The organism is Methylobacterium sp. 4-46, from assembly GCF_000019365.1.
In the GTDB taxonomy this organism is placed as follows: domain Bacteria; phylum Pseudomonadota; class Alphaproteobacteria; order Rhizobiales; family Beijerinckiaceae; genus Methylobacterium.
The window spans coordinates 4,931,755-4,954,951 of sequence record NC_010511.1 but is presented as its reverse complement, the minus strand read 5'-3'; the positions used below and the strand labels follow the sequence as shown (position 1 = coordinate 4,954,951).

General features: G+C 74.8%; 18 protein-coding genes. 7 read left to right on the top strand and 11 right to left on the bottom strand.

The genetic code is table 11. The features are described 5' to 3' along the window. The first annotated feature begins 200 nt into the window (after positions 1–200). From M446_RS21550 to M446_RS21540, 3 genes are all read left to right on the top strand, one after another. The gene (locus tag M446_RS21550; protein ID WP_012334228.1) at positions 201–950 is read left to right on the top strand and encodes an ImuA family protein; all 750 of its coding nucleotides are present in this window, start codon (positions 201–203) and stop codon (positions 948–950) included. Further along, on the top strand, positions 865–2,376 hold the full coding sequence (locus M446_RS21545) for a DUF6504 family protein (protein ID WP_265576404.1): 1,512 nt from the start codon (positions 865–867) through the stop codon (positions 2,374–2,376). Before M446_RS21550 ends, M446_RS21545 begins: the two co-directional genes overlap by 86 nt. A gap of 64 nt (positions 2,377–2,440) precedes the next feature. Continuing rightward, a complete protein-coding gene (locus M446_RS21540; RefSeq protein WP_012334226.1) occupies positions 2,441–5,668 on the top strand; it encodes an error-prone DNA polymerase in 3,228 nt (1,075 codons plus the stop codon). Here M446_RS21540 and M446_RS21535 read toward each other — a convergent pair. The 4 genes from M446_RS21535 to M446_RS21520 all read right to left on the bottom strand — a co-directional run bounded on the left by M446_RS21535 (position 5,646) and on the right by M446_RS21520 (position 10,114). Beyond that, entirely contained in the window at positions 5,646–6,317 is a 672-nt protein-coding gene (locus M446_RS21535; protein ID WP_012334225.1) for a DUF4267 domain-containing protein, read from the bottom strand. The genes M446_RS21540 and M446_RS21535 overlap by 23 nt on opposite strands. Positions 6,318–6,595: 278 nt before the next feature. Then, positions 6,596–7,768 carry a zinc-dependent alcohol dehydrogenase gene (locus M446_RS21530; RefSeq protein ID WP_012334224.1) on the bottom strand — a complete coding sequence of 391 codons (1,173 nt, stop codon included), beginning with the start codon at positions 7,766–7,768 and terminating at the stop codon, positions 6,596–6,598. 105 nt (positions 7,769–7,873) lie between these two features. Beyond that, complete coding sequence (locus tag M446_RS21525) at positions 7,874–9,088, bottom strand: GGDEF domain-containing protein (RefSeq protein ID WP_012334223.1); 1,215 nt, start codon at positions 9,086–9,088, stop codon at positions 7,874–7,876. A 75-nt stretch (positions 9,089–9,163) separates the two neighbouring features. Then, positions 9,164–10,114: an exopolyphosphatase gene (locus M446_RS21520; RefSeq protein WP_012334222.1), complete on the bottom strand. Its 951-nt coding sequence runs from the start codon at positions 10,112–10,114 to the stop codon at positions 9,164–9,166. Between the two features lie 264 nt (positions 10,115–10,378). Here M446_RS21520 and M446_RS21515 point away from each other — a divergent pair, with 264 nt between their 5' ends. Genes M446_RS21515 through M446_RS21505 form a run of 3 tightly spaced genes read left to right on the top strand, consistent with a single transcriptional unit; the run spans position 10,379 to position 13,005 of the window. Beyond that, positions 10,379–11,542 carry a methionine ABC transporter ATP-binding protein gene (locus M446_RS21515; RefSeq protein WP_012334221.1) on the top strand — a complete coding sequence of 388 codons (1,164 nt, stop codon included), beginning with the start codon at positions 10,379–10,381 and terminating at the stop codon, positions 11,540–11,542. After that, positions 11,532–12,197 carry a methionine ABC transporter permease gene (locus tag M446_RS21510; RefSeq protein ID WP_012334220.1) on the top strand — a complete coding sequence of 222 codons (666 nt, stop codon included), beginning with the start codon at positions 11,532–11,534 and terminating at the stop codon, positions 12,195–12,197. The genes M446_RS21515 and M446_RS21510 overlap by 11 nt, the downstream gene beginning before the upstream one ends. A gap of 25 nt (positions 12,198–12,222) precedes the next feature. Further along, entirely contained in the window at positions 12,223–13,005 is a 783-nt protein-coding gene (locus tag M446_RS21505; protein ID WP_012334219.1) for a MetQ/NlpA family ABC transporter substrate-binding protein, read from the top strand. Positions 13,006–13,037: 32 nt separating this feature from the next. On the opposite strand, the gene M446_RS21500 is transcribed toward M446_RS21505, so the two are convergent. Genes M446_RS21500 through M446_RS21485 form a run of 4 tightly spaced genes read right to left on the bottom strand, consistent with a single transcriptional unit; the run spans position 13,038 to position 16,178 of the window. Next, entirely contained in the window at positions 13,038–13,820 is a 783-nt protein-coding gene (locus M446_RS21500) for an ABC transporter ATP-binding protein (RefSeq protein ID WP_012334218.1), read from the bottom strand. 13 nt (positions 13,821–13,833) lie between these two features. After that, positions 13,834–14,550, bottom strand: coding sequence for an ABC transporter permease (locus M446_RS21495; protein ID WP_012334217.1), 717 nt, complete (start codon positions 14,548–14,550; stop codon positions 13,834–13,836). Next, the gene (locus M446_RS21490) at positions 14,547–15,245 is read right to left on the bottom strand and encodes an ABC transporter permease (protein WP_012334216.1); all 699 of its coding nucleotides are present in this window, start codon (positions 15,243–15,245) and stop codon (positions 14,547–14,549) included. The genes M446_RS21495 and M446_RS21490 overlap by 4 nt, the downstream gene beginning before the upstream one ends. An 18-nt stretch (positions 15,246–15,263) precedes the next feature. Then, positions 15,264–16,178, bottom strand: a complete 915-nt coding sequence (locus M446_RS21485; protein WP_012334215.1) for a transporter substrate-binding domain-containing protein — start codon at positions 16,176–16,178, stop codon at positions 15,264–15,266. A gap of 444 nt (positions 16,179–16,622) precedes the next feature. Between M446_RS21485 and M446_RS21480 the strand changes: the two genes are divergently transcribed. Beyond that, entirely contained in the window at positions 16,623–17,123 is a 501-nt protein-coding gene (locus M446_RS21480; protein ID WP_012334214.1) for a GNAT family N-acetyltransferase, read from the top strand. A gap of 160 nt (positions 17,124–17,283) precedes the next feature. On the opposite strand, the gene M446_RS21475 is transcribed toward M446_RS21480, so the two are convergent. The 3 genes from M446_RS21475 to M446_RS21465 form a co-directional block, all read right to left on the bottom strand. Further along, entirely contained in the window at positions 17,284–19,362 is a 2,079-nt protein-coding gene (locus M446_RS21475; RefSeq protein ID WP_012334213.1) for a membrane protein, read from the bottom strand. Between the two features lie 79 nt (positions 19,363–19,441). Continuing rightward, entirely contained in the window at positions 19,442–22,267 is a 2,826-nt protein-coding gene (locus tag M446_RS21470) for a DUF4159 domain-containing protein (protein WP_012334212.1), read from the bottom strand. A gap of 13 nt (positions 22,268–22,280) precedes the next feature. Then, positions 22,281–23,192 (bottom strand): DUF58 domain-containing protein, encoded by a 912-nt coding sequence (locus tag M446_RS21465; protein ID WP_012334211.1) that lies wholly within the window; start codon positions 23,190–23,192, stop codon positions 22,281–22,283. Positions 23,193–23,197: the final 5 nt, after the last annotated feature.

The window sequence follows — 23,197 nt, the reverse complement described above, 5'->3', positions numbered from 1 at the left end:
ACGGCCGTGGCCGGCCTTGGTGGTCTTGTTGTGGCGGCACCACACCCGGCGCGGGTGGCGGTGTCGCCGGGACCGGGCAGGTTGTCCACACCCGTCCACAGGCCAGGCCCCGCGCGGAGCGGGCGGACTCGCGCCTTGACCCGCTGCCGCGCTAGAACAAATTAAGAACATCGGCGTTCGGAATCGGTGACGGGCATGGCATGCATGAGACCGGACGAGAGCAGCGGCTCGCGGCCCTGCGCGAGCGGATCGGCGGCCTGGAGCGGGACGCGGGGGCGGGCGCCCGGCCGCCCCTGCCCTTCGGCATCCCGGCGATCGACCGGCACCTGCCGGGCGGCGGCCTGCGCCGGGCGGCCCTGCACGAGGTGGTGGAGACCGGGCCGAGCGCCGGCCACGCGGCCCTCGCCGCCCTCTTCGTGGGCGGCCTCCTCGCCCGGCTCGACGGCCCCGTCCTGTGGTGCCTCGCCGGCCGCGACCTCTTCGCCCCCGGCCTCGCGGCGGTGGGGCTGCATCCCGACCGGGTGCTCTACGCCGAGACCCGCCGCGACGCGGAGGTGCTGCCCACCATGGAGGAGGGGCTGCGGCACGGCCGGCTCGCGGCGGTGGTGGGCGAGGCGGCCCGGGTCGGGCTCACCGCCTCGCGGCGGCTCCAGCTCGCCGCGGAGGGGGGCGGCACCCTCGCCCTGGTGATCCGCCGCTGGCGCGAGGGCGTCGCCGGCGAGCCGAGCGCCGCCGCCACCCGCTGGGGCGTGGCGGCGGCGCCCTCCCCGGCCTCCGCCCCCGGCCTGACGCGGGCGCGCTGGTCCCTCGCCCTGCTGCGCGCCCGCGGTGCCGAACCCCGGACATGGCTCGTCGAGGCTCCCGATGCGAAGGGTCGTCTGCATCTGCCTGCCGACTTGGCCGACCGACCGCGTGCGGAGGAAGGGCCGCGCCATCGTGCCGCCCGATAGGCCCCTGGTGACGGTCGCCACGCAGGGGCCGCGCCGGGTCCTGGCCGCGGTCGACGCGGCCGCCCGCCGGCTCGGCCTGCGGCCCGGCATGCCGCTCGCGCAGGCGCAGGGCATGGTCGCGGACCTCGCGCTGGTGGAGGCGGAGCCGGAGGAGGACGCGGCGGGCCTGCGGCGCCTGGCGGGCTGGTGCCTCGCCTACGCGCCCCTCGTCGCCCCGGATCCGCCGGACGGGATCTTCCTCGAGAGCGCGGGGGCCGCGCATCTCCACGGCGGCGAGGCGGCGATGCTCGCCGACCTCGCGCGCCGAATCCGGGCGGGGGGATTCGCCGTGCAGCTCGGCCTCGCCGACACGCCGGGCGCCGCCTGGGCGGTGGCGCGCCACGCACCGCGGACGCCGATCGTGCCGCCGGCCGGGCAGGGCGAGGCGCTGGCGCCCCTGCCGGTGCGGGCGCTGCGCCTGCCCGCCGAGGCCGCGGCCGGGCTGGAGCAGCTCGGACTGGCCCGGATCGGGCAGCTCCGCGCGACGCCGCGGGCGCCCCTGCGCCTGCGCTTCGGGGAGGAGGTGACGGCGCGCCTCGACCAGGCGCTGGGCGCGGCGGCCGAGCCCCTCGCCTACCTGACCCTGCCGGAGGCCCCCCGGGCCCGGCTCGCCTTCGCGGAGCCGATCGGGGCGCCCGAGACGCTCGCGCGGGTGGTCGAGCGGCTGACCGGCCTCCTCGCCCGCGACCTGGAGCGCCGCGGCCTCGGGGCGCGCCGGCTCGACCTCGTCTTCCGGCGCGTCGACGGCCTGCCCCAGGCCCTGCGCCTGGGCACCGCGCGGCCGAGCCGCGATCCCGCCCACCTGGCGCGCCTCTTCGGCGAGCGCCTCGGCGGGATCGATCCGGGTTTCGGCATCGAGGAGGCGTCGCTCTGCGCCTCCCGCGCCGAGCCCCTCTCGGCCCGCCAGATCGCGGCCTTCGCCGCGCCCGGCGAGGTGGATCCGGACGCGATGGGCGAGCTCGTCGACCGGCTCGCGGTGCGGCTCGGGCCGGGCCGGCTGTTCCGCGCCGCGCCGGTGGAGAGCGAGTGGCCCGAGCGGAGCGTGGGCCGGGTGCCACCCCTCGCCCCGGCGCGGGGCCTGACCTGGCCGGCGGACCTGCCGCGCCCGGGCCGGCTCGTCGATCCGCCGGAGCGGGTCGAGGCCATCGCGGCGCTGCCGGACGCGGCGCCCGCCCTGTTCACCTGGCGGGGCCGCCGCTGCCGGGTGGCGAGGGCGGACGGGCCCGAGCGGGTCTTCGGCGAGTGGTGGCGCAGCGACGCGGAGGTCTCGGCCATGCGCGACTATTACCGGGTCGAGGATCAGGCCGGCGCCCGCTACTGGCTGTTCCGCGACGCGCCGGCGGCGGAGGGCGGGCGCTGGTGGCTGCACGGCGTGGGGGAGGCGTGATGGCTCCCGCGGGCCCGGGCGCGTCCGGATCGGGGAGAGGCGGGTTCGCCCGGCGCGGACCGCCGTGACCGTCGAGCTTCAGGTCACCACGCACTACTCCTTCCTGCGGGGCGCCTCCTCGCCGGAGGAGCTGTTCGCGACCGCCGCACTCCTCGGCCTCACCGCCCTCGGCGTCACGGACCGCCACTCGGTGGCCGGGCTCGTGAAGGCGCACGAGGCCGCGCGGGCGACGGGCTGCCGCCTCGTGGCGGGCTGCCGCCTCGACCTCTCGGGCCCGGATGCCGGCACCGCCCTCCTGGTCTACCCGACCGACCGCGCCGCCTACGGCCGGCTCTGCCGCCTGCTCACGCTCGGCAAGGGCCGGGCCGGCAAGGGCGGCTGCACCCTCGACCTCTCCGACCTCGCCGCGTGGCGCGAGGGCCTGATCGCGGTCCTGCTCGCGGACCGGCCCGACGAGGCCCTGCCCCGGCGCCTCGGGCGCCTGCGGGAGGTCTTCGGCCGGCGCGCGCATTGCGCCCTCACCCGCCGCTTCGGGGTGAACGACCAGCTCCGGCTCGACCGCGTCGCCGACCTCGCCCGCGCCGCGCGGATCCCCACCGTCGCGACCGGGGACGTGCTCTGCCACGTCCCCGAGCGGCGCCTGCTGCAGGACGTCGTCACCTGCATCCGCCTCGGCACCACGATCGACGCGGCGGGCTTCGCGCGGGAGCGCCATGCCGGGCGCCACCTGCAGGCGCCGGCCGAGACCGCGCGCCTCTTCGCCCGCCATCCGGAGGCCGTGGAGCGGGCGCGGGCCATCGCCGAGGCGTGCCGCTTCTCCCTCGACGACCTCACCTACACCTATCCGGACGAGGTCGGGGAGGACGGCCGCTCGGCCCTGGAGCGGCTGGAGACCATGACCCTGGAGGGCGCGGCCCGGCGCTATCCGGACGGCGTGCCGGAGGAGGTGCACCGGCAGATCCGGCACGAATTCGAGCTCATCGCCCGCAAGGGCTACGCCCCCTACTTCCTCACCGTCGAGGCGATCGTGCGCTTCGCCCAGCGCCAGGGCATCCTCTGCCAGGGGCGCGGCTCGGCGGCGAACTCGGTCGTCTGCTACTGCCTCGGCATCACCGCGATCGATCCGGTGCGCCAGAAGCTGCTGTTCGAGCGCTTCGTCTCCGACAACCGGGACGAGCCGCCCGACATCGACGTCGATTTCGAGCACGAGCGGCGCGAGGAGGTGATCCAGTGGGTCTACGCGACCTACGGGCGCCACCGCGCGGCGCTCACCGCCACGGTGATCCGCTACGGCGCCCGCGGGGCCGTGCGCGAGGTCGGCAAGGTGCTGGGCGTGCCCGAGGACGTGACCGGGGCGCTGGCCCGCCTGGTCTGGGGCTGGTCGCGGGAGGGGGTCGGCGAGCGGGAGGCGCGGGCCCTCAACCTCAACCTCGCGGATCGCCGCCTGCGCCTGACCCTCGACCTCGCCCGGGCGCTGATCGGCACGCCGCGCCATCTCGGCCAGCATCCGGGCGGCTTCGTGCTCACCCTCGACCGCCTCGACGAGCTCTGCCCGATCACCCCCGCGACGATGGAGAACCGCCAGACCATCGAGTGGGACAAGGACGACATCGAGGCCCTCCGGTTCATGAAGGTCGACGTGCTCGGGCTCGGCATGCTGGGCTGCCTGCGCCGGGCCTTCGAGCTCCTGGGCGAGCACCGGGGCGAGACCGACCCGCCGCGGGAGATCGCCGCGATCCCGCCGGAGGACGAGGCCACCTACGCGATGATCCGGCGCGCCGACACGCTCGGCGTGTTCCAGATCGAGAGCCGGGCCCAGATGGCGATGCTGCCCCGGATGCAGCCCAGGAACCTCTACGACCTCACCATCGAGGTCGCGGTGGTGCGCCCCGGCCCGATCCAGGGCGACATGGTCCATCCCTACCTGCGCCGCCGCCGCGGGATCGAGCGGCCCGAATACCCGAGCGAGGCGCTCAGGAGCGTGCTGGAGCGGACGCTCGGCGTGCCGCTCTTCCAGGAGCAGGCCATGCAGGTCGCGATCGTGGCGGCCGGCTTCACCCCCGCGGAGGCGGACGGGCTGCGCCGCGCCATGGCGACCTTCAAGGCCAACGGCAAGATCGGCCTCTACCGCGAGAAGCTGATCGCCGGGATGATCCGCAACGGCTACGCGGCGGACTTCGCCGAGCGCACCTTCCGGCAGCTCGAGGGCTTCGGCTCCTACGGCTTCCCGGAGAGCCACGCGGCCTCCTTCGCGCTCATCGCCTACGCCTCGTCCTGGCTGAAGTGCCACCATCCGGACGTGTTCTGCTGCGCCCTCCTCAACGCGCAGCCGATGGGCTTCTACGCCCCCGCCCAGATCGTGCGGGACGCCCGCCGGCACGGCGTGCCGGTGCGCCCGATCGACGTGAACGCCTCGCGCTGGGATTGCACCCTGGAGAAGGCCGAGGGACCGCGCCTCGCCGTGCGGCTCGGCCTGCGCCTGGTGCGGGGCCTCGCCAACGCGGAGGGCGCCCGGATCGCCACCGTGCGCGAGGCGGATCTCTTCCGCTCGCCGGAGGATCTCTGGCGCCGCACCGCCGTCCCGCTCAGGGCCCTGGAGAGCCTCGCGGCGGCGGACGCGTTCGGGTCGCTGGGCCTCGGGCGCCGGGAGGCGCTCTGGGCGATCCGGGGCCTCGCCCCGGTGCCGCTCCCCCTCTTCGCGGCGGCGGATGCCCGCGAGGCGGCGATCCGGCCGGAACTCGACGAGCCCGCGGTGGCGCTGGCGCCGATGCCGGAGGGCGCCGGCGTGGTGGCGGATTACCGGGCCGCGAGCCTCAGCCTCGGCCGCCACCCGGTCGCCTTCCTGCGCCCCGACCTCGCCCGGGACGGGATGAGCGCCTGCGCGGCGCTGCGGCGCCTGCGGGACGGGGCGCGGGTGACGGTGGCGGGGCTGGTGCTGGTGCGCCAGAAGCCGGGCTCGGCCAAGGGCGTGATGTTCATCACCCTCGAGGACGAGACCGACGTGGCCAACCTCGTGGTCTGGCCCTCGCTCTTCGCCCGCCAGCGCGGCCTGATCCTCTCGGCCGGCATGATGGCGGCCCGCGGCCGGGTGCAGCGGGAGGGCGAGGTGATCCACCTCGTCGCCGAGCACCTGATCGACCTCTCGGACCTGCTGGCGCAGGTGGGCGGGCGCGGCGCCCCGCTGCCGCCGCCGGGCGGGCGCGGGGACGAGGCGCGCCACGGCGGCGGCGACGCGCGGGGCCTCGCCCGCCCGGCCGGCGCCCTGCGGATCAGGACGCGGGACTTCCGGTGACGGGCTGCCCGCCCGCGCCGGATTGCGGGCCCGTGACGGGCTGCGGGCCCGTGGCGGGCTTGGAGCCCGTGAAGGGTTTGGAGCCCGTGAAAGGTTTGGAGCCGGCGAAGCGCGCCTGGTCGAAGCCGCGCAGCAGCTCGGGCGTGCGGAAATCCTTCGGCGCCTCGAAGTCGCGGGCCGCGCCCCGCATGGCGCCCGGCGGGCGCGGGAAGCCGCTGCGGTCGCCGAAGTCGCGGAAGGGCCCGCGATGGGTCTCGCGCTGCTCCTCCAGCGCCTTGGCGCATAGGACGTCGGCCGCCGTCACCCCGGCCACCGCCGCGAAGGCCAGCATGACGTGGGACCTGCGCGAATTCTCGCTGTCGAGGCCGGTGGCCAGGGTGGCGAGGTCGAGCGCATCGCCCCCGACCCGGGTCCAGAGCCAGGGCGCCGGGTCGTGCGTGACCAGGATGGCGAGGCCGTTGGTGATCTCGCGCACGCCGTAGGCCTGCACCACGCCCTCGAAGCCCGGCATGCCGAGGGTGCGGGTCACCCGGCGGGGAGCCAGGAGTTCGACGAGCCCGAGCCCGATCGAGAACAGGCCGAGCCCCTTGGCGAGGGTGTCGGCCGTGCGGCGGGAGAGCAGGGTCTGGTCGGGACGGGTGGCGGGCATGGGGGTTCCTCCGAGTGTCCGGGCTAATGTCCGGAATGGTCGCGCCGGTCGGGCCGCGGCCGCCCGCCCTGCGGGCGGCCGCGGCCCCTCAGTCCAAAGCTCTCCGGCACGCCCGGTTCAGGCGGGTGCGGCGCGCCTCGACATCCTCCGCGCCCCGCCCCGCGGCGGAGGCGTGATCCGACATCCGACGGATTGCTTCGCCATGCGGATGTCGGCTTCGCTCAGGCGCCGCGCGGGCTTGGCATCCGCTGTCCGGACGTGATCGTCCGGACAGCGGATCACGGCTTCAGCACGACCTTGATGCAATTGTCCTTCTTGTCCCGGAAAGTCCGGTACATCTCGGGCCCCTGGTCGAGGCCGACCGTGTGGGTGATGACGAAGGAGGGATCGATCTGGCCCTCCTCGATCCGCCGCAGCAGGTCGTCGGTCCAGCGGTTGACGTGGGTCTGGCCGGTGCGGACGGTCAGACCCTTGTTCATCAGGGCGCCGAACGGGATCTTGTCGAGGAGCCCGCCATAGACGCCCGGGATCGACAAAATGCCGGCCGGGCGGCAGACGTAGATCATCTCGCGCAGCACGTGCGGCCGGTCGGTCTCCAGCATCACCGCCTGCTTGGCGCGGTCGTACATCGAGTCGAGCGTCGCGGTCGCGTGGGCCTCCAGCCCGACCGAGTCGATGCACTTCTCCGGGCCCTTGCCGTTGGTGAGGTCGTTCAGGCGCTCGATCACGCTCTCCTCGCGGAAGTCGATGGTGATCGCGCCGCCGGCCCGCGCCATGCTGAGGCGCTCGGGCACGCAGTCGATGGCGACGACCTGCCGGGCGCCGAGCAGGATCGCCGAGCGGATCGCCATCTGGCCGACCGGGCCGCAGCCCCAGATCGCCACCGTGTCGGTCGGCTCGATGTCGCATTGCACGGCCGCCTGCCAGCCGGTCGGGAAGATGTCGCTGAGGAACAGCAGCTGCTCGTCGGTCAGCGTCGAGGGCACCTTGATGTGCGTCTTGTCGGCGAAGGGCACCCGCAGGTACTCGGCCTGCCCGCCCGGATAGCCGCCGGTGAGGTGCGTGTAGCCGAACAGCCCCGCCGTGGTGTGGCCGAAGACCTTCTCGGCGAGGGCCTTGTTGCGGTTCGAGCGCTCGCAGACCGAGAAGTTGCCGCGCCGGCACTGGTCGCACTCGCCGCAGAAGATCGTGAACGGGATCACGACGCGGTCGCCCACCTTGAGCGCCGATCGCGCGCCGCGGCCGACCTCGACCACTTCCCCCATCGATTCGTGGCCCAGGATGTCGCCCCGCTCCATGCCGGGCATGAAGTGGTCGTAGAGGTGCAGGTCGGACCCGCAGATCGCGCAGGTCGTCACCCGGATGATGGCGTCGCGGTCGTCCTCGATCCGCGGATCCGGGACCGTTTCGCAGCGGATATCCTGGGTTCCGTGCCAGACCAGAGCCTTCATGCGGCGAATCTCCTACGTCGCGCCGCGGCGACACGGCGTCCTTCGGCGTCGCGGGACAACGCGTCCGACGCCGCAGGAGCCATGCGGTGAATACCTGGGGGGAGCTCAGAGGCCTGCGTTGGGATCAGGCCTGCTCGACCGGGCCCCGGCGCAGGCTCTCGGGCCACCCCGCCGCGGGCCCATCCACGGCACCGGCCCATCCACGGCGCCGCCGGGCCGGGCCGCGCACCAGCGGCCGCGACCGCCGCGCTTGGCGGCGTAGAGCGCCTCGTCGACCCGCTCCAGCAGCGCGGCCGCGTCGAGGGCCTCGCGCCAATCCTCGCTCGACGCGAGGCCGGCGCTCGCCCCGATCCGCTGCGGCTCGGCGACCGGGTAGGGATCACTCAGGGCGGCGATCACCCGCTCGGCCCGGTCGGCCGCGGCCGGCACCCCGCCATCGGCCCGCGTCAGGATCATGAACTCGTCCCCGCCGAGGCGCCCGGCGACGTCGTCCGGGGCGAGGCAGCGGCGCAGGCGCATCCCGACCTCGACCAGCACGGCGTCCCCCACCGGATGGCCGAGGCGGTCGTTGACGCGCTTGAAACCGTCGAGGTCGATGGCGATCAGGGCGAAGGGCCGGCTCCCGGCCTGCTCCAGCGCGGCGCCGAGCCGGGCCAGGAAGCCGGCCCGGTTGAGCAGCCCGGTGAGCGCGTCGTGCTCGGCCTGGTGCGCCAGGGCGCGCTTCGCCTCCAGGCGCTCGATGAAGGCGCCGCTGAGGTGGCGCGCGGATTCGCGCACCGTCAGCCAGAACGGCACCAGAATGGCGGCGCCGACCTGATAGGCGGGCTCCGGCCGCATCAGGCCGCCGACCAGGATCGGTGCGAAGAGCACGGCCGTCGCCAGCATCACGATCCAGGGGCACACGGCCGCCCGGGACATGAGGCCGACGCAGTAGCCGACCGCGAGGCCCAAGCTGAGCCACGCGCCGGGCGCGTCGTCCCGGTCGAGCGCCCGCCACGCGAGCGCCCCCAGGGCCGCCGCGAACAGGGCGGCCCCGGCGCCGTAGATCCGCTCCCAGCGCCGGACCTCGGCGGCGGTCAGGGACCGCCCGCGCGGATAGTGCAGCAGGCTCCCGATGCGGGCGAGCCCGATCACCCCGAGCGCCGCGGCGATCGCGGCGTCGACGAGGTCGCGCCCGACCGCCGCGATCGTCGCGCCGCCGAGGGTGGCGATCCCGGTCGAGGCGACGAACTGCGGCAGCGAGGCGTAGAGGAGATCGACCAGTTCGCGCCGGTCGGTCTCGTCGAGAGATCGGGGCGAACCTTTCTGACCCTGCGTCATACCTTCCCGATAGCAGGGAAATGCGGCTCGATGATAGAGCTTTCCGCCCAGCCGAGGCGCGCTTTCGAACCCGGATCAGGCCGCGATCTTGGGCTGAGCACCCGAGAGCAGGCCCACGAGCCGCGCCTTGACGCTCTCCGCCTGGTCGTTCGGGATCTGGCAGGTGCCCGCCGCCCGGTGCCCGCCCCCGCCGAAGGAGAGGCAGATCGCGCCGATATCCGCCGGCGAGCCGCGGTCGAGGATCGACTTGCCGATCGCGAAGACGGTGTTCTGCTTGCGCAGGCCCCACATGACGTGGGCCGAGACGTCGCAATCCGGGAACAGCGCGTAGACCATGAAGCGGTTGCCGGCGTAGATCACCTCCTCGTCCCGCAGGTCGATCAGGGCGAGCTTGCCGTGCACCGTCGTGCAGCGGCGCAGCTGCGCGACGAACGGCTCCCGGTGCGCCTCGTAGAGGTCGACGCGCTCGCGCACGTCCGGCAGCGCCAGCACCTCCTCGACCGAGAGGTCGCGGCAGCGCTCGATCAGCTGCATCATCAGGTCGTAGTTGGAGATGCGGAAGTCGCGGAACCGCCCGAGCCCGGTGCGCGAATCCATCAGGAAATTCATCAGGACCCAGCCCTTCGGATCGAGGATCTCCTCGCGGCCGAACTGGGCCGAATCCGCCTTGTCGACCGCCGCCATCAGGTCGGGGCTGATGCGCGGGAAGGCGCTCGCCCCGCCGAAATGGTCGTAGACGACGCGCGCCGCCGAGGGGGCGGCCGGGTCGATGAGGTGGTTCTCGTGCGCGCGCCCGCCCGCCCGGGCCACCTCGCTCGCGTGGTGGTCGAAGGCGAGGTGGCAGCCCGGCACGTAGGGGAGGTTGGTGATGATGTCGCGGGAGGTGATCGGCACGATCCCGTCCTGCATGTCCTTCGGATGAACGAACTTGATCTCGTCGATCAGGTCGCGCTCGCGCAGGAGCATGCCGCAGACCAGGCCATCGAAATCGCTGCGCGTCACGAGGCGGAATTTCGGGGACGCCATGGGTGATCCGTTCATGAACGTTGCGGCGCGAAGCCTAGGAGGAAGAGTCTAAGTTTCCCTTGACGCCCCGGCCGCACCCCGTGCTTCGGCGGGCGAGATCCTCCTCCCGGCGGGCCGCGCCGCGGCACGGCCTTCCCCACCGGGGTGTTCTGCAAAAAGAACGTTTCGGTTGACATGACGGCCGCCGCGCGGTTTCTCTCCGGGCGACGATCACCGACGGACGACGATGCAGCACGCGATCCTCAACCAAGCGGGAGCCCGGCCGTGACGGCGCCCTTCCGCGTTCCGACGCCCCCCGACCTCACGGACCGGCTCGGCAGCCCCGACGCCCTGGTGCGGCTCGACGGCGTGGCCAAGACCTACCCGGCGCGGCGCGGCGCGGCGCCGGTCGCGGCCCTCGACGGGATCGACCTCAGCCTGCGGCGCGGCGCGGTGCTGGGCGTGATCGGGCGCTCGGGCGCCGGCAAGTCGACGCTGATCCGCCTCGTGAACGGGCTGGAGCGGCCGAGCCGCGGCCGCGTCGTCGTGGACGGCGCCGAGATCTCGAGCCTGCCCGAGGCCGCCCTGCGGCGCGAGCGGCGCGGCATCGGCATGATCTTCCAGCACTTCAACCTCCTGTCCTCGCGCACCGCGGCCGAGAACGTCGCCTTCCCGCTGGAGATCGCCGGCGCGGAGCGCGCGGCGATCCGCGCCCGGGTCGACGAACTCCTCGACCTGGTCGGGCTGACGCAGCAGCGCGACCGCTACCCGGCCGAACTCTCGGGGGGGCAGAAGCAGCGCGTCGGCATCGCCCGCGCCCTCGCCACCAACCCCAAGGTGCTGCTCTCGGACGAGGCGACCTCCGCCCTCGACCCCGAGACCACGGGCGCGATCCTCGACCTGCTCGGGCGGATCAACCGGGATCTCGGCCTCACCATCCTGCTCATCACCCACGAGATGTCGGTGATCCGGGCCATCGCGCACGAGGTCGCGGTGCTGGAGAACGGCCGCATCGCCGAGAGCGGCGACGTGTTCGAGGTCTTCACCCGCCCGCGGGCGGCGATCACCCGCAGCTTCCTCGACCGGGAAACCGGCCGCGCCCTGCCGCCGGTCCTGGCGGCGCAGCTGCGCCCGGAGGGCCAGGGCGAGACCAACGTCCTGCGCATCACCTTCCGGGGGCCGCACGCCACCGACCCGGTCCTGGCGCAGCTCGCCCGCGAGGGCGGGGTCGAGGCCTGCATCCTCTCCGGGACGGTGGACGAGATCGCGGGGCGCCCCTTCGGCACCCTGGTGGTCGGCGTCTCCGCCGCGCCCGGCGTCACCGCCCGGGCGCAGGCCTTCCTCGCCGCGCGCCAGCTCGGCGTCGAGGTGCTGGGCAGCCTCCCCGCCTCGGCCTGGCCGATCCCGCCCTCCGCCCCGTCCTCCTCCGGCCGTCCCGATGTCGCCTGAACTCCTGCGCCTCCTCCTCGTCGCCACCGGCGACACCCTGCGGATGGTGGCGGTCGCCGCCGGCCTCGGCACGCTGTTCGGCCTGCCGCTCGGCGTCTTCCTCGCCACCAGCGGGCGGGGCGAGCTCTTCGCGGCGCCGCTGGCGAATCGCGGGCTCGGCCTCGTGGTGAACGCCACCCGCTCAACGCCCTTCATCATCCTGGTCGTGGCGATCATCCCGTTCACGCGGCTCGTCGCCGGCACCTCGATCGGCACCGGTGCCGCGACCGTGCCGCTCACCGTCGCGGCGACGCCCTTCATCGCCCGCCTGGTCGAGGGCGCCATCCGCGAAGTCGATGCGGGCCTCGTCGAGGCCGCCCGCGCCTTCGGGGCGAGCCCGCTCCAGATCGTCCTCAAGGTGCTGATCCCCGAGGCGCTGCCCGGCATCGTCCTCGGCCTGACCCTGGCGGTGGTGTCGCTGATCGGGTTCTCGGCCATGGTCGGGGCGGTCGGCGGCGGCGGGCTCGGCGATCTCGGCATCCGCTACGGCTACCAGCGCTTCATGCCCGAGATGATGGTCGCGGTCGTGGCGGTGCTGATCCTCCTCGTCCAGGCCGTGCAGACGGTGGGCGACCGCCTCGCGCGGCGCCTCAACAAGCGCCTGCGCCAGGCCTGACCTCAATCCCCGGAGATTCCAGACGATGTTGCGCGTCCTCACCCTGGCGGCGGCCCTCGCCGCCGCTGCCGCCGCCCTGCCCGCCGCCGCCGCCGAGCGCGTCCGCGTCGCGGCGACGCCCGGCCCGCACGCCCAGATCCTGGAGGCGGTCAAGCCGGTCGCCGCCAAGCACGGCCTCGACCTGCAGGTGATGGAGTTCTCGGACTACGTGGTCCCGAACGAGGCGCTCTCGGCCGGCGAGATCGAGGCGAATTCCTTCCAGAACCAGCCCTACCTCGACAACCAGAAGGCCGATCGCGGCTACCGGATCGAGAGCGTGGCGCTCACCGTGAACTTCCCGCTCGGGATCTACTCGAAGCGGCACATGTCCTGGGACGCGGTGCCGGACGGCGGCACGGTCGCGATCCAGAACGACCCGACCAATGGCGGGCGCTCGCTGCTGCTGCTCCAGGACAAGGGGGTGATCACCCTGCGGGAGGGCGTCGGCTTCAAGCCGACCGTCGCCGACATCGTGAAGAACCCCAAGAAGCTGCGCTTCATCGAGGTCGACGCGGCCCAGACGCCGCGCTCCCTCGACGACGTCGACGCGGCGGCGGTGAACACCAACTACGCGACGCCCGCCGGCCTCACGCCGAGCGACGCGCTCCTGCGCGAGGCGCCCAAGGGCCCCTACGTGAACGTGATCGCGGTGCGCAGCGCCGACAAGGACAAGCCCTGGGTCAAGGCCCTGGTCGAGTCCTACCGCTCGCCGGAGGTGAAGGCCTTCATCGAGACGACGTTCAAGGGCGCGGTGCTGCCGAGCTGGTAGGCGGTCCGGCCGGGCGGCGGCACCGCCGCCCCCTACCCGCCCCGCGCCAGGAACTGCCTGAGCCGCTCGGAGCGCGGCGCGCCGAACAGGGCTTCGGGCTCGCCCTCCTCCTCGATCCGGCCCTCGTGCAGGAACACGACCCGGTGCGCGACCTCCCGGGCGAAGGCCATCTCGTGGGTGACGATCAGCATCGTGCGCCCCTCCTCGGCCAGCCCCCGCATCACCCGGAGCACCTCGGCCACCCGCTCCGGGTCGAGGGCCGAGGTCGGCTCGTCGAAGAGCAGCACCTGCGGGTGCATCGCCAGCGCCCGGGCGATGGCGGCGCGCTGCTGCTGCCCCCCGGAGAGGTGGGCCGGGTAATGGTCGCGCTTGTCGGCGATGCCGACCTTGGCGAGCAGCGCCTCGGCCTCGGCCACGCACTCCGACCGGGGCCGCCGCTGGACGTGGACCGGCGCCTCGATCACGTTCTCCAGCACCGTGCGGTGCGGCCAGAGGTTGAAGCTCTGGAAGACCATCCCGGCCCGGGCGCGGATGCGCTCCACCTGGGCGCGGTCGGCCGGCACCCGCCCGCCGCGGCGCGCGCGCCACGCCACGGTCTCGCGGCCGAGCGTGATCTCGCCCGCGTCGGGCAGTTCGAGCAGGTTGATGCAGCGCAGGAGCGTCGACTTGCCGGAGCCCGAGGCGCCGAGGATCGCCACCACCTCCCCCTCCCGCGCCGACAGCGAGACCTCGCGCAGCACCTCCAGGGTGCCGAAGCGCTTGGAGAGCCCCTGGACGGCGACGGCCACCGGACGGGAAGGCGCGGGAGCGAGCACGGAATTCTCCGGATCAGGCGGGGCGCGGCAGCGCGGCGGGCCGCGCGCGCAGGTCGGGCGCGAGCCGCGCCTCGGCGAGGCGCACGAGGGCGATGATCGCGCTCACGGCGGCGAGGTAGAAGGCGGCGGCGCAGCAGAAGATCTCCAACGCCCGGAAGCTCTGGGCGATGAGCTTCTGGGCGATGCCGGTCACCTCCATGATGGTGATGGTGGAGGCGAGCGCCGTCGACTTGACCACCAGGATGACCTCGTTGCCGTAGGCCGGCAGGGCCTGCCTCGCCGCCAGCGGCAGGGTGACGCGGGACAGCAGCGTCAGCCGCGACATGCCGCAGGCGCGCCCGGCGAGGAGCGCCCCGTGCGGCACCGCCAGCACCCCGCCCCGGACGATCTCGGCCGTGTAGGCGCCGGTGTTGAGGCTGAGCGCGAACAGCGCGCACCAATACGGCTCCCGGAAGAACCACCACAGGTTCAGGGCCTGCAGGTCCTGCCGGAACTGGCCGAGCCCGTAATAGATCAGGAAGAGCTGCACCAGGAGCGGCGTGCCGCGGAACACGAAGACGTAGGCGCGGGACAGGAGGCTCAGGGGCCCGATGCCGGAGAGGCGCGCCGCCGCCGCGAGCAGCGCCAGCACCGCCCCGCAGGCGAGCGACCCGGCGGTGAGGCCGAGCGTGAGCGGCAGGCCGCGCGACAGGGCGACGAGGGTCGCCTGCAGGAAGGCGAGGTCGATCACGGCGTGCCCCGTCGCGCATGCGCCTCCGCCCGGGCGAAGCCCCAGGAGGACAGGCTCGTGATGAGGAGGTAGAGCGCCCCGGCGGCGAGGTAGAAGGTGAAGGGCTGGCGGGTCGAGCCGGCCCCGACCTGGGCCTGGCGCAGCAGCTCCACGAGGCCCGTCACCGAGACCAGGGCCGAATCCTTCAGCAGGATCTGCCAGACGTTGCCGAGGCCCGGCAGCGCGGTGCGGGCGACGAGGGGCGCCACCACCCGCCGGAACAGCAGCGCGGGCGACATGCCGACCGCCCGGGCCGCCTCGATCAGCCCGCGGTCGAGGGCGAGGTAGGCCCCGCGGAACACCTCGGCCTGGTAGGCGCCCGAGATGATGCCGAGGGCGCCGACGCCGACCGCGAAGGGCGGCAACCCGACGAAGCCGGTGGCGCCGAACAGCCCCGCCACCGACCCGAGGGCGGCGCTGCCGCCGAAATACAGGAGGTAGATGACGAGGAGGTCCGGCACGCCGCGCAGGATCGTCGTGTAGAGGCCCGCGAGCCCCGCGAGCGGCGCCGGACCCGCCAGCTTGGCGCAGGCCGCGAGCGCCCCGATCGCGGCCCCGACGAGGAAGCCGCACAGCGCGAGGGCGATCGTGGTCGCGGCCGCGAGCAGCAGGGCCGGGCCCCAGCCGGACGGCCCGAGGAGCGCGAGACTCTGCACCGATCCGGTCTCCCCCGGTCACTCGGAGGGGGTCATGTCGACCTTGAACCACTTGATCGAGAGGGTCTTCAGGGTGCCGTCGGCGATCACCGCGCCGATGCCCTCGTCGAGCCGGGCCTTGAGCGCCGCCTCGCCCTTGCGCAGGCCCATCGCCACGCCGCGGCCCAGGATGCCGCCGCGGAAGCGCGGACCGGCCAGCACGATGCTGCCCTTGAATTCGGGCTTCTCGGCGGTGGCGCGCAGCACCGCGTCGTTGGCCAAGATCCCGTCGATCCGCCCGGCCGCGAGGTCGAGGTCGTGCTGCTCGGTGGTCTTGTACTCGCGGATCTCGACGGTGCCCTTCAGATATTTGTCGAGGAAGTTGGCGTGGATGGTCGAGACCTGCGCCCCGATGGTCTTGCCCTTGAGCAGCGGCTTGATGGCGTCGATGGCCTTCTGGGCCTGCGCCTCGTCGGTGGCGAGGCTGAGCTTCTGGTCGCCGAGCGGGAGCTTGGCCAGGGGACCGTCGGCGTCGACCGCGAGCCCCGAGAAGTCGCCGCTGTAGGGGCGCGTGAAGTCGATCACCTTCTGGCGCGCCTCGGTGATGGTCATGCCCGACATGATGGCGTCGAACTTCTTGGCCTGCAGGCCCGGTACCACGCCGTCCCAATCCTGCACGACGAACTCGCAGGTGAGCTTGGCGCGCTTGCAGATCTCGCGGGCGAGCTCGATCTCGTAGCCGTCGAGGCTGCCGTCCGGCTTGGTGAAATTGTAGGGCGCGTAGGCGCCCTCGGTGGCGATGCGGACCACGGCCGGCACCGTATCCTCGGCGGCGGCGGGACGCGGCGTCCCGAGCGCCGCGACGGCCAGGGCCGCCAGGGCAAGGGCCGCCCGGGCAAGGGCCACCCGGGCGAGGTGCGGCCGGAGCGAGGGGGCGGACGGGAAGGTCGGCATGGTCGGTTCCGTGGTTGATCCGGCAAGGCGGCGTCATCAAGCGGCGAAGGTTCGGCTTCCGCAAGCCCCCTTCGGGAGCCCCCTTCGGGAGCCTCCTTGGGGAGCCCCCTTGGGGAGCCCCCTTCGGGAGCCCCCTTCGGGAGCCTCCTTGGGGAGCCCCCTTGGGGAGCCCCCTTGGGGAGGTCCGCGGCACGCCGCCTGCGCGAACCCGTCAAGCAAGGCGGATGCCGCGGGCGGGTTTGCACCGGAGCGCGGGCGCTGCTATCGGGCGGGCGGCCCCTTCGCGGGGCGCACGGGCCCGCTTTCGGGCCGCAAGGGCCCGCCGGGCCGCAGGGGCCCGCCTCCGGGCCGCAGGGGAGCACGACATGGGAGCCCGGCGCCAGGACGCGCGACGATCTCGGCCGTGACGCCGCCCGTCCGTTTCCCCTTGCCCGAGGTTGTCCGGTGAGTTCCCTGCCCCTGGTGATCCGCCCCGAGCGCGCGGGCGACAGCGACGCGATCGGCCGCCTGCACGAGCGCGCCTTCGGCCCCGGCCGCTTCGCGCGCACCGCCTACCGCCTGCGCGAGGGGGTGGCGCACCTGCCCGCCCTCTCCTTCACGGCCCTGGTGGGGACGCTCCTCGTCGGCTCGGTGCGGGTCACGCCCGCGCGGGCGGGCGGCGCGCCAGCCCTGGTGCTCGGCCCCCTCACGGTCGACCCGGCCTTCGGCGGCCGCGGCATCGGCGGCGGGCTGATGGACGCCTCCCTCGACGCCGCCCGGGCCGGCGGGCACGGGCTGGTGCTGCTCGTGGGCGACGCGCCCTACTACGCCCGCTTCGGCTTCCGGCCGGTCCCGCCGCGGCGCCTGGTCCTGCCGGGACCGGTCGACCCGGCCCGCTTCCTGGTGCTGGAACTGCGCGAGGGCGCCCTCGACGGGGTGTCGGGGGCGATCGTCGGCGGGGCGTGATCCGCTCTCCGGACGATCACGTCCGGACAGCGTCTGACGAGCCTGCGCGGCGCTTGAGCGAAGCCGACATCCGCATTGCCGAAATGGGAGATGGCGAAGCGATCCGTCGGATGTCGGATAAGCAACGCCGCTCGCCCCCGATCGCGCGGCCGGTGCGGGCTCACGCCCGCCCGCGACGTCCCTCGACGAGCCACATGGCCAGCACCGCGGCCGCCAGCAGCGCCAGCGCCACCAGGCCGAGCGCCAGCGGGTAGACCGAGACGCCCCGCACCACCGCGCTGTCGCTCGGCCGGAAGCCGATCCACTCGGCCCCGGCGAGGCGGCCCGAGCGGGCGATCTGGAGCCGCGGCACGACGACGCCGCCGCCCGCCTCCGCGAGGCGGCGGACCGAGCCGCCGGTCGCCTCGGCGAGCGGGCGCAGGCGCTCCGTGTCGCTGAAGACGTCGACGAGTTCGCGCGGATTGGCCGGGCCGACGCTGACGAAGCTGACGAGGCTGTCCGACCGCAGGGTGTGCAGGCCGAGTTCCCCCGCCTCGAAGGTCGCCGCGAACAGGCCGGGCCGGTCGGGGTCGAGGGTCAGCGTACGGGTGGCCCCGCTCGGCGCGGTCACGGTCACCGGCTCGGCCGAATCCGCCATGGTCTGGCGCTCGACCCGGACCTCGCGGCCGTGGCCGGTCGTGGCGGCGCGCAGCGCCTCCTCCTCCAGGGCCGGCTCCTTCATCAGCCAGTGGCCGAGGCGGCGCAGCAGGTCGAGATGCGGGCCGCCCTCCTGGTAGCCCCGGGCCCAGAGCCAGGCGTGGTCGGAGAGGAGCAGCGAGACCCGGCCCTTCTCCTCGCGCGAGAGGGCGAGCAGGGGCATGGACTCGGCCCCCGCCAGGATCGCCGTGATGCCGGGGCGCATCTCGGCCCCGATCAGCCGCAGCCAGTCGCCCCAGGCCGGCGGACTCGCCTCCGAGCCCGGCAGGTCGCGGGTGACCGGGTGGCGCTGGCCGCTGCCGGTCAGGGCCGCCTTGTAGGGCCGCTCGACCACGCGGCCGTTCGGCTCGCCGGGCAGGATCGCCGCCAGGCGGGTGCGCGCGAGGCTCGCGGCCGAGGCGAATTCCGGCCCCGCCGCGATCAGCAGCGCCCCGCCCTCGCGCACGTAGCGGACGATGTTGTCGAAGTAGCTCGACGGCAGCACGCTCTGGTTGGCGTACCGGTCGAAGATGATGAGGTCGAAATCCTTGATCTTCTGCTGGAACAGCTCGCGGGTCGGGAAGGCGATCAGGGAGAGTTCGGAGATCGGGGTGCCGTCCTGCTTCTCCGGCGGGCGCAGGATGGTGAAGTGGACGAGGTCGACGTTGGCGTCGGACTTGAGGAGGTTGCGCCACGTGCGCTCGCCGGCGTGGGGCTCGCCGGAGACGAGGAGCACCCGCAGCTTCTCGCGGATGCCCTCGATCGGCAGCACGGCGCGGTTGTTGGCGGTGGTGAGCTCGCCCGGCAGCGCCTCCGCCTCGATCTCGACGACGTTGGGACCGCCATGCTCGATGCGCAGGGTCAGGCTGAAGGGCCGGTCGGTGCGCACCGTCTGGCGAACCACCTCCTGCCCGTCCCGGCGCACCGTGACGGTGGCCGAGCCGGTGCCGCCGCGCTCCATCACCTCGGCGCGGATCGTCTGCTCGCGCCCGACGATGCCGAAGCGCGGGGCCTCGATCAGGCGGATCTGGCGGTCGCGCTCGTCCGGATGGCCGGTGACGAGGACGTGCAGGGGCGCCTTGACGCCGAGGGCGGCGGCACTGGCCGGGATGTCGTGCACGACCCCGTCCGTGACCATGACGATCCCGGCGAGCCGGTCGGGCGGCACGTCCGCGAGGGCGTTGGAGAGGGCGGTGAAGAGCTTGGTGCCCTCGTCGGTGCCGACCTCCGGCACCTCGATGAAGCGGGGCTCGATCTCCGCGAGGCCGCCGAAGCGCCGCTGCAGCTCGGCCCGGACCTGCTCGGTCATGGCCGGGCGGTCGCCGAGCATCTGCGAGCCCGAGCGGTCGATCACCACCGCGGCCACGTCCTTGACCGGCTCGCGGTCCTCCTGGACCAGGGAGGGGTTGGCGAGGGCCGCGAGCAGAAGGCCGAGGACCAGGACGCGCAGGAGCGCCACCGGGCCGCGGGCCACGAACGCCACGAGGCCGAGCAGACCCACCGCGGCGGCAAGCCCCCACAGGAGCGCGGTCGGAACGAGGGGCGAGACACTCAGGCTCAGCATCGATGGTCCTCAGCTCCGCCGGCCCGGCCGCGGGCGCGCGGGCGGGCACCCGGCCCGGCCGCCCCGATCGCGCCCGCCCTCACTGGCCGAGCCGCTCCAGCAGGGCCGGGACATGCACCTGGTCGGCCTTGTAGTTGCCCGTGAGGGCGTACATCACGAGGTTGACCCCGCCCCGGAACGCCATCTCGCGCTGGCGCGGGTCGCCCCCCACCACCGGATAGAGCGCCTCGCCCCGGCGCCCCACCGCCCAGGCGGAGGCGAGGTCGTTGCCGGTGATGACGATCGGCGAGACGCCGTCGCCCGCGCGGGCCGGCCGCCGCTCGGCCCCGTCGCCGGCCGGCGGCAGCGCCTCGACCCAGGTCTGGCCGTTGGCGTAGCGGCCCGGGAAGGAATCCACGAGGTAGAAGGCCTTGGTGAGCACGTGGTCGCGCGGCACCGGCTCCAGTTCGGGCACTTCGAGGGTCGAGAGCATGCGCTGGAGATAGAGCGCCTCGGCGGTGGGCGGGCCGCCGGAGCGCGCCATCATGGCGTCGCGCGTGTCGAAGATCACGGTGCCGCCGTTCTTCATGAAGGCGTCGATGCGCCGGATCGCCTGCTCGCCCGGCTGCGGGCGGCTCGGCACGACCGGCCAGTAGATCAGCGGATAGAAGGCGAGTTCGTCCCGCGCCGGGTCGATGCCGGCGGGCTCGCCGGGTTCGAGGGCCGTGCGGCTCGCCAGCATCTGGGTGAGGCCGGTCAGGCCCGCCCGGCTGGTCTCGTCCACGGTGGCGTCGCCGGTCAGCACGTAGCCGATGCGGGTGACGAGGGCGGATTCGATGCCGTTCGGCCGGTTCGCGGCCGGCTCCGCCGCCCGGGCGGGATCGGGCGCGCCCGGGAGGCCCGCGAGGAGGGCCGGCAGCAGCAGCGCCGCCGCGGCGGGCCGGCGCAGCCGGGCCGCCATCAGGCCGAGGAACCCGCCGAGCCACAGCGTGGCCAGCGTGTCGAGGACGAGGAGCAGCAGCCCGAGCAGGAAGAGCGGCCCGCGCAGGTCGCGCCGCGCCGCCTCCGACAGGCCGCCGAACCGCGCCGCCCCGAGCGGGGCGAAGTCGAGGGCGTGCAGCCGGTCGTCGGGCCGGAGGGCGTTCACCGCGAGGCCGCCGTCGAGCGGCCCGTAGAAGCCGGGCGGGTGCTCCGCGCTGGCCCGGTCGGTGTAGGTGGCGGGGATCGCCCGCGCGGTAGCGGGGGGCGGGGCGAGGGCGCCGAAGCCGTCGAGGGCGAGGCGCGGCGCCAGGACCGGCGGCGGTCCCGCCTGGGCGCCGCCGTCGGGCGGCGGCGCGGAGCCGGCGAGCGCCACCGTCCGGCGCAGCATGTCGACGAAGAGGCCCGAGAGCGGCAGGTTCGACCAGGTCGTGTCGGCCGTGACGTGGACGAGAACCATCAGCCCCTCCCCGCGCTTCGCCGCGGTCACGATCGGCGTGCCGTCCTGCAGCGACGCCCAGGTCCGGCGGGCGAGGTCGCCGTCCGGCTCGGCGAGGATCTGCCGCCGCACCCCGATATCGGCCGGGGCCCGCAATCCCGCGAAGGGGCTCTCGGGCAGGAAGGGAGCCAGGGTCTTGGGGCTGTCCCAGGAGAGGGCGCCGCCGAGCACGCGGCCGCCGCGGCGCAGGCGCACCGGCACGAGGTCGTCGCTGCCCGCCGCGAGGCGCGGCCCCGCGAAGCGCAGGAGGAGCCCGCCCTTGTCGACGAAGCCCGCGACGCGCTCCTGCGTGGCCGGGTCGAGGGCGCCGACATCGGCGAGCATCAGCACCGAGACCTGCGCATCGAGCATCTGCCCGATCGCTTCCGCCACGCCCTTGCCGCCCCGCGGCTCCTGCACGTCCGCGAAGGGCGAGAGCGCGCGCGACAGGTAGTAGACCGGGGACAGCAGGGGCTGGGCCTGGTCGCTGGTTCCGCCGAAGACGAGGCCGACCCGCCGGCGGCGCCCGCGCTCGTCCGCGAGGGTCACGGCGGCGGCCGAGCGCTCGCCCGCGACCTCGAAGCGCGCGATGGCGTTGCGGATCTCGACCGGCAGGTCGAAGCCGGTCTCCGCCTCGGTGGCGCCCGACGCGAAGGCGAAGGCCCCCTCGGCGAGCGGCAGGCCCTTGGCGTCGAGGGCCCGCACGGTGCCGGAGTCGCGGCCGTTCGGCTCGGCGCGCAGCACCCGGACGCCGATCCGCCCGCCGCTCCCCTCCGGCCCGGCGAGCGCCAGGGCCGGGGCGCGGTCGCCCTTCAGCACCGTGACGGCGGCGCCGGTGCGGGAGGCCGCCTCCGCGAGGCCGGCCGGGAAGCGGCCCTCGTCGACCCCGGCGACCCCGTCGCTGATCCAGACCACGGCGCTGCCGGGATTGCGCTCGAGGAACCCCGTCAGGGCGGGCAGGTGCGCGTCCCGCGCCGCGAGGTGGGGCTGGGGCTTGACCGCGCGCAGGCGCTCCAGCGCCGGGCCGGGGCCGGTCGCCTCCAGGCCGGCGGGCGCCGCCGCCGTGGCGAGCAGCGCCACCGGCCGCCCGGCCCGGGCGGCGGCCTCGACCTCCTCGCCCGCGACCCGCACCCGGTCGCGCCAATCCTGCGCGGCGGTGGCGCCGTTGTCGAGGACGAGGACGAGGGGCGCGCGCCCGTCGCCGACCGCCGGGGCGGCCGGGTTCCAGACCGGCCCCGCCACCGCGAGGATCAGGCAGGCCGCCGCGAGGAGGCGCAGGATCATCAGCCAGGGCGGCGTGCGGGCGGGGGTCTCCCGCTCGGGCAGCAGGTCGGCCAGGATGCGCAGCGGCGGGAAGTCGATCCGCCGCGGCCGCGGCGGCGTCACCCGCAGCAGGTACCAGAGGGCCGGCAGGGCGAGCAGGGCCGCCAGGGCGAGCGGCGCGGCGAAGGTCAGGGGAAGTCCGAACATCCGGTCCGCCTCCTCAACCGGCGCCGCGCGCCGCCACGAGCGTCAGCACGCGCAGCGCCGCCTCGCTCGCCGGACGGTCGGTGCGGTGGAGGCTGAAGGTCCAGCCGTGACCGCGGGCGATCTCGGCCAGCGCGTCCCGGTGGGCCCGGATCCGCGCCCGGTAGGCCTCGCCCCAGGCCGCGGCGTCGCCGACCCGCAGGGAGATCCCGGCCTCCAGGTCGTGCAGCTCGGCCTCGCCCGCGAACGGGAAGGTCTCCTCCACCGGATCCACGACGGCGACGAGGTGCCCGCGCCCGCCCGCGCCGGCGATGCCCGCCACCGTGGCGCGCAGCTCCTCGGGCGGGCTCAGGAAGTCGCCGATCAGCACCACCTCGTCGAAGCGGGCGACGGGCGCGCGCGGCGGCAGGTCCTCGTCGAGCCCGGCCGCATCGGCGGCCAGGGCCTCGGCGACGCGCTCCACGATCGCGCGCGAGGCCTGCGGCCGGGCGAGGCCGAGCAGCCCCACCCGCTCGCCCGCCTCCACGAAGGAATCCGCCAGGGCGAGGCCGAGCACGAGGGCGCGCTCGACCTTCGGGGCCTGGGCCAGGCTGGAGGCGAAGCCCATCGAGGCCGAGCGATCGACCCAGATCCAGACCGTGTGGGCCGCCTCCCACTCGCGCTCGCGGACGTAGAGGCGCCCGTCCCGGGCGGAGCGGCGCCAGTCGATGCGGCCGGCCGCCTCGCCCGCCACGAAGGGGCGGAACTGCCAGAAGCTCTCGCCGGGCCCGGCCCGCCGCCGCCCGTGCAGCCCGTGCGCCAGGGTCGAGGCCACCCGCCGCGCCTCGAGGATCAGGCGCGGCATCCGCTGGGCGAGGGCGAGGGCGCCCTCGGTCTCGCGCCGCCCGGGGGCGCGCTGCGTCGCGTCGAGGACGCGGGTCGAGGGCATGCCGC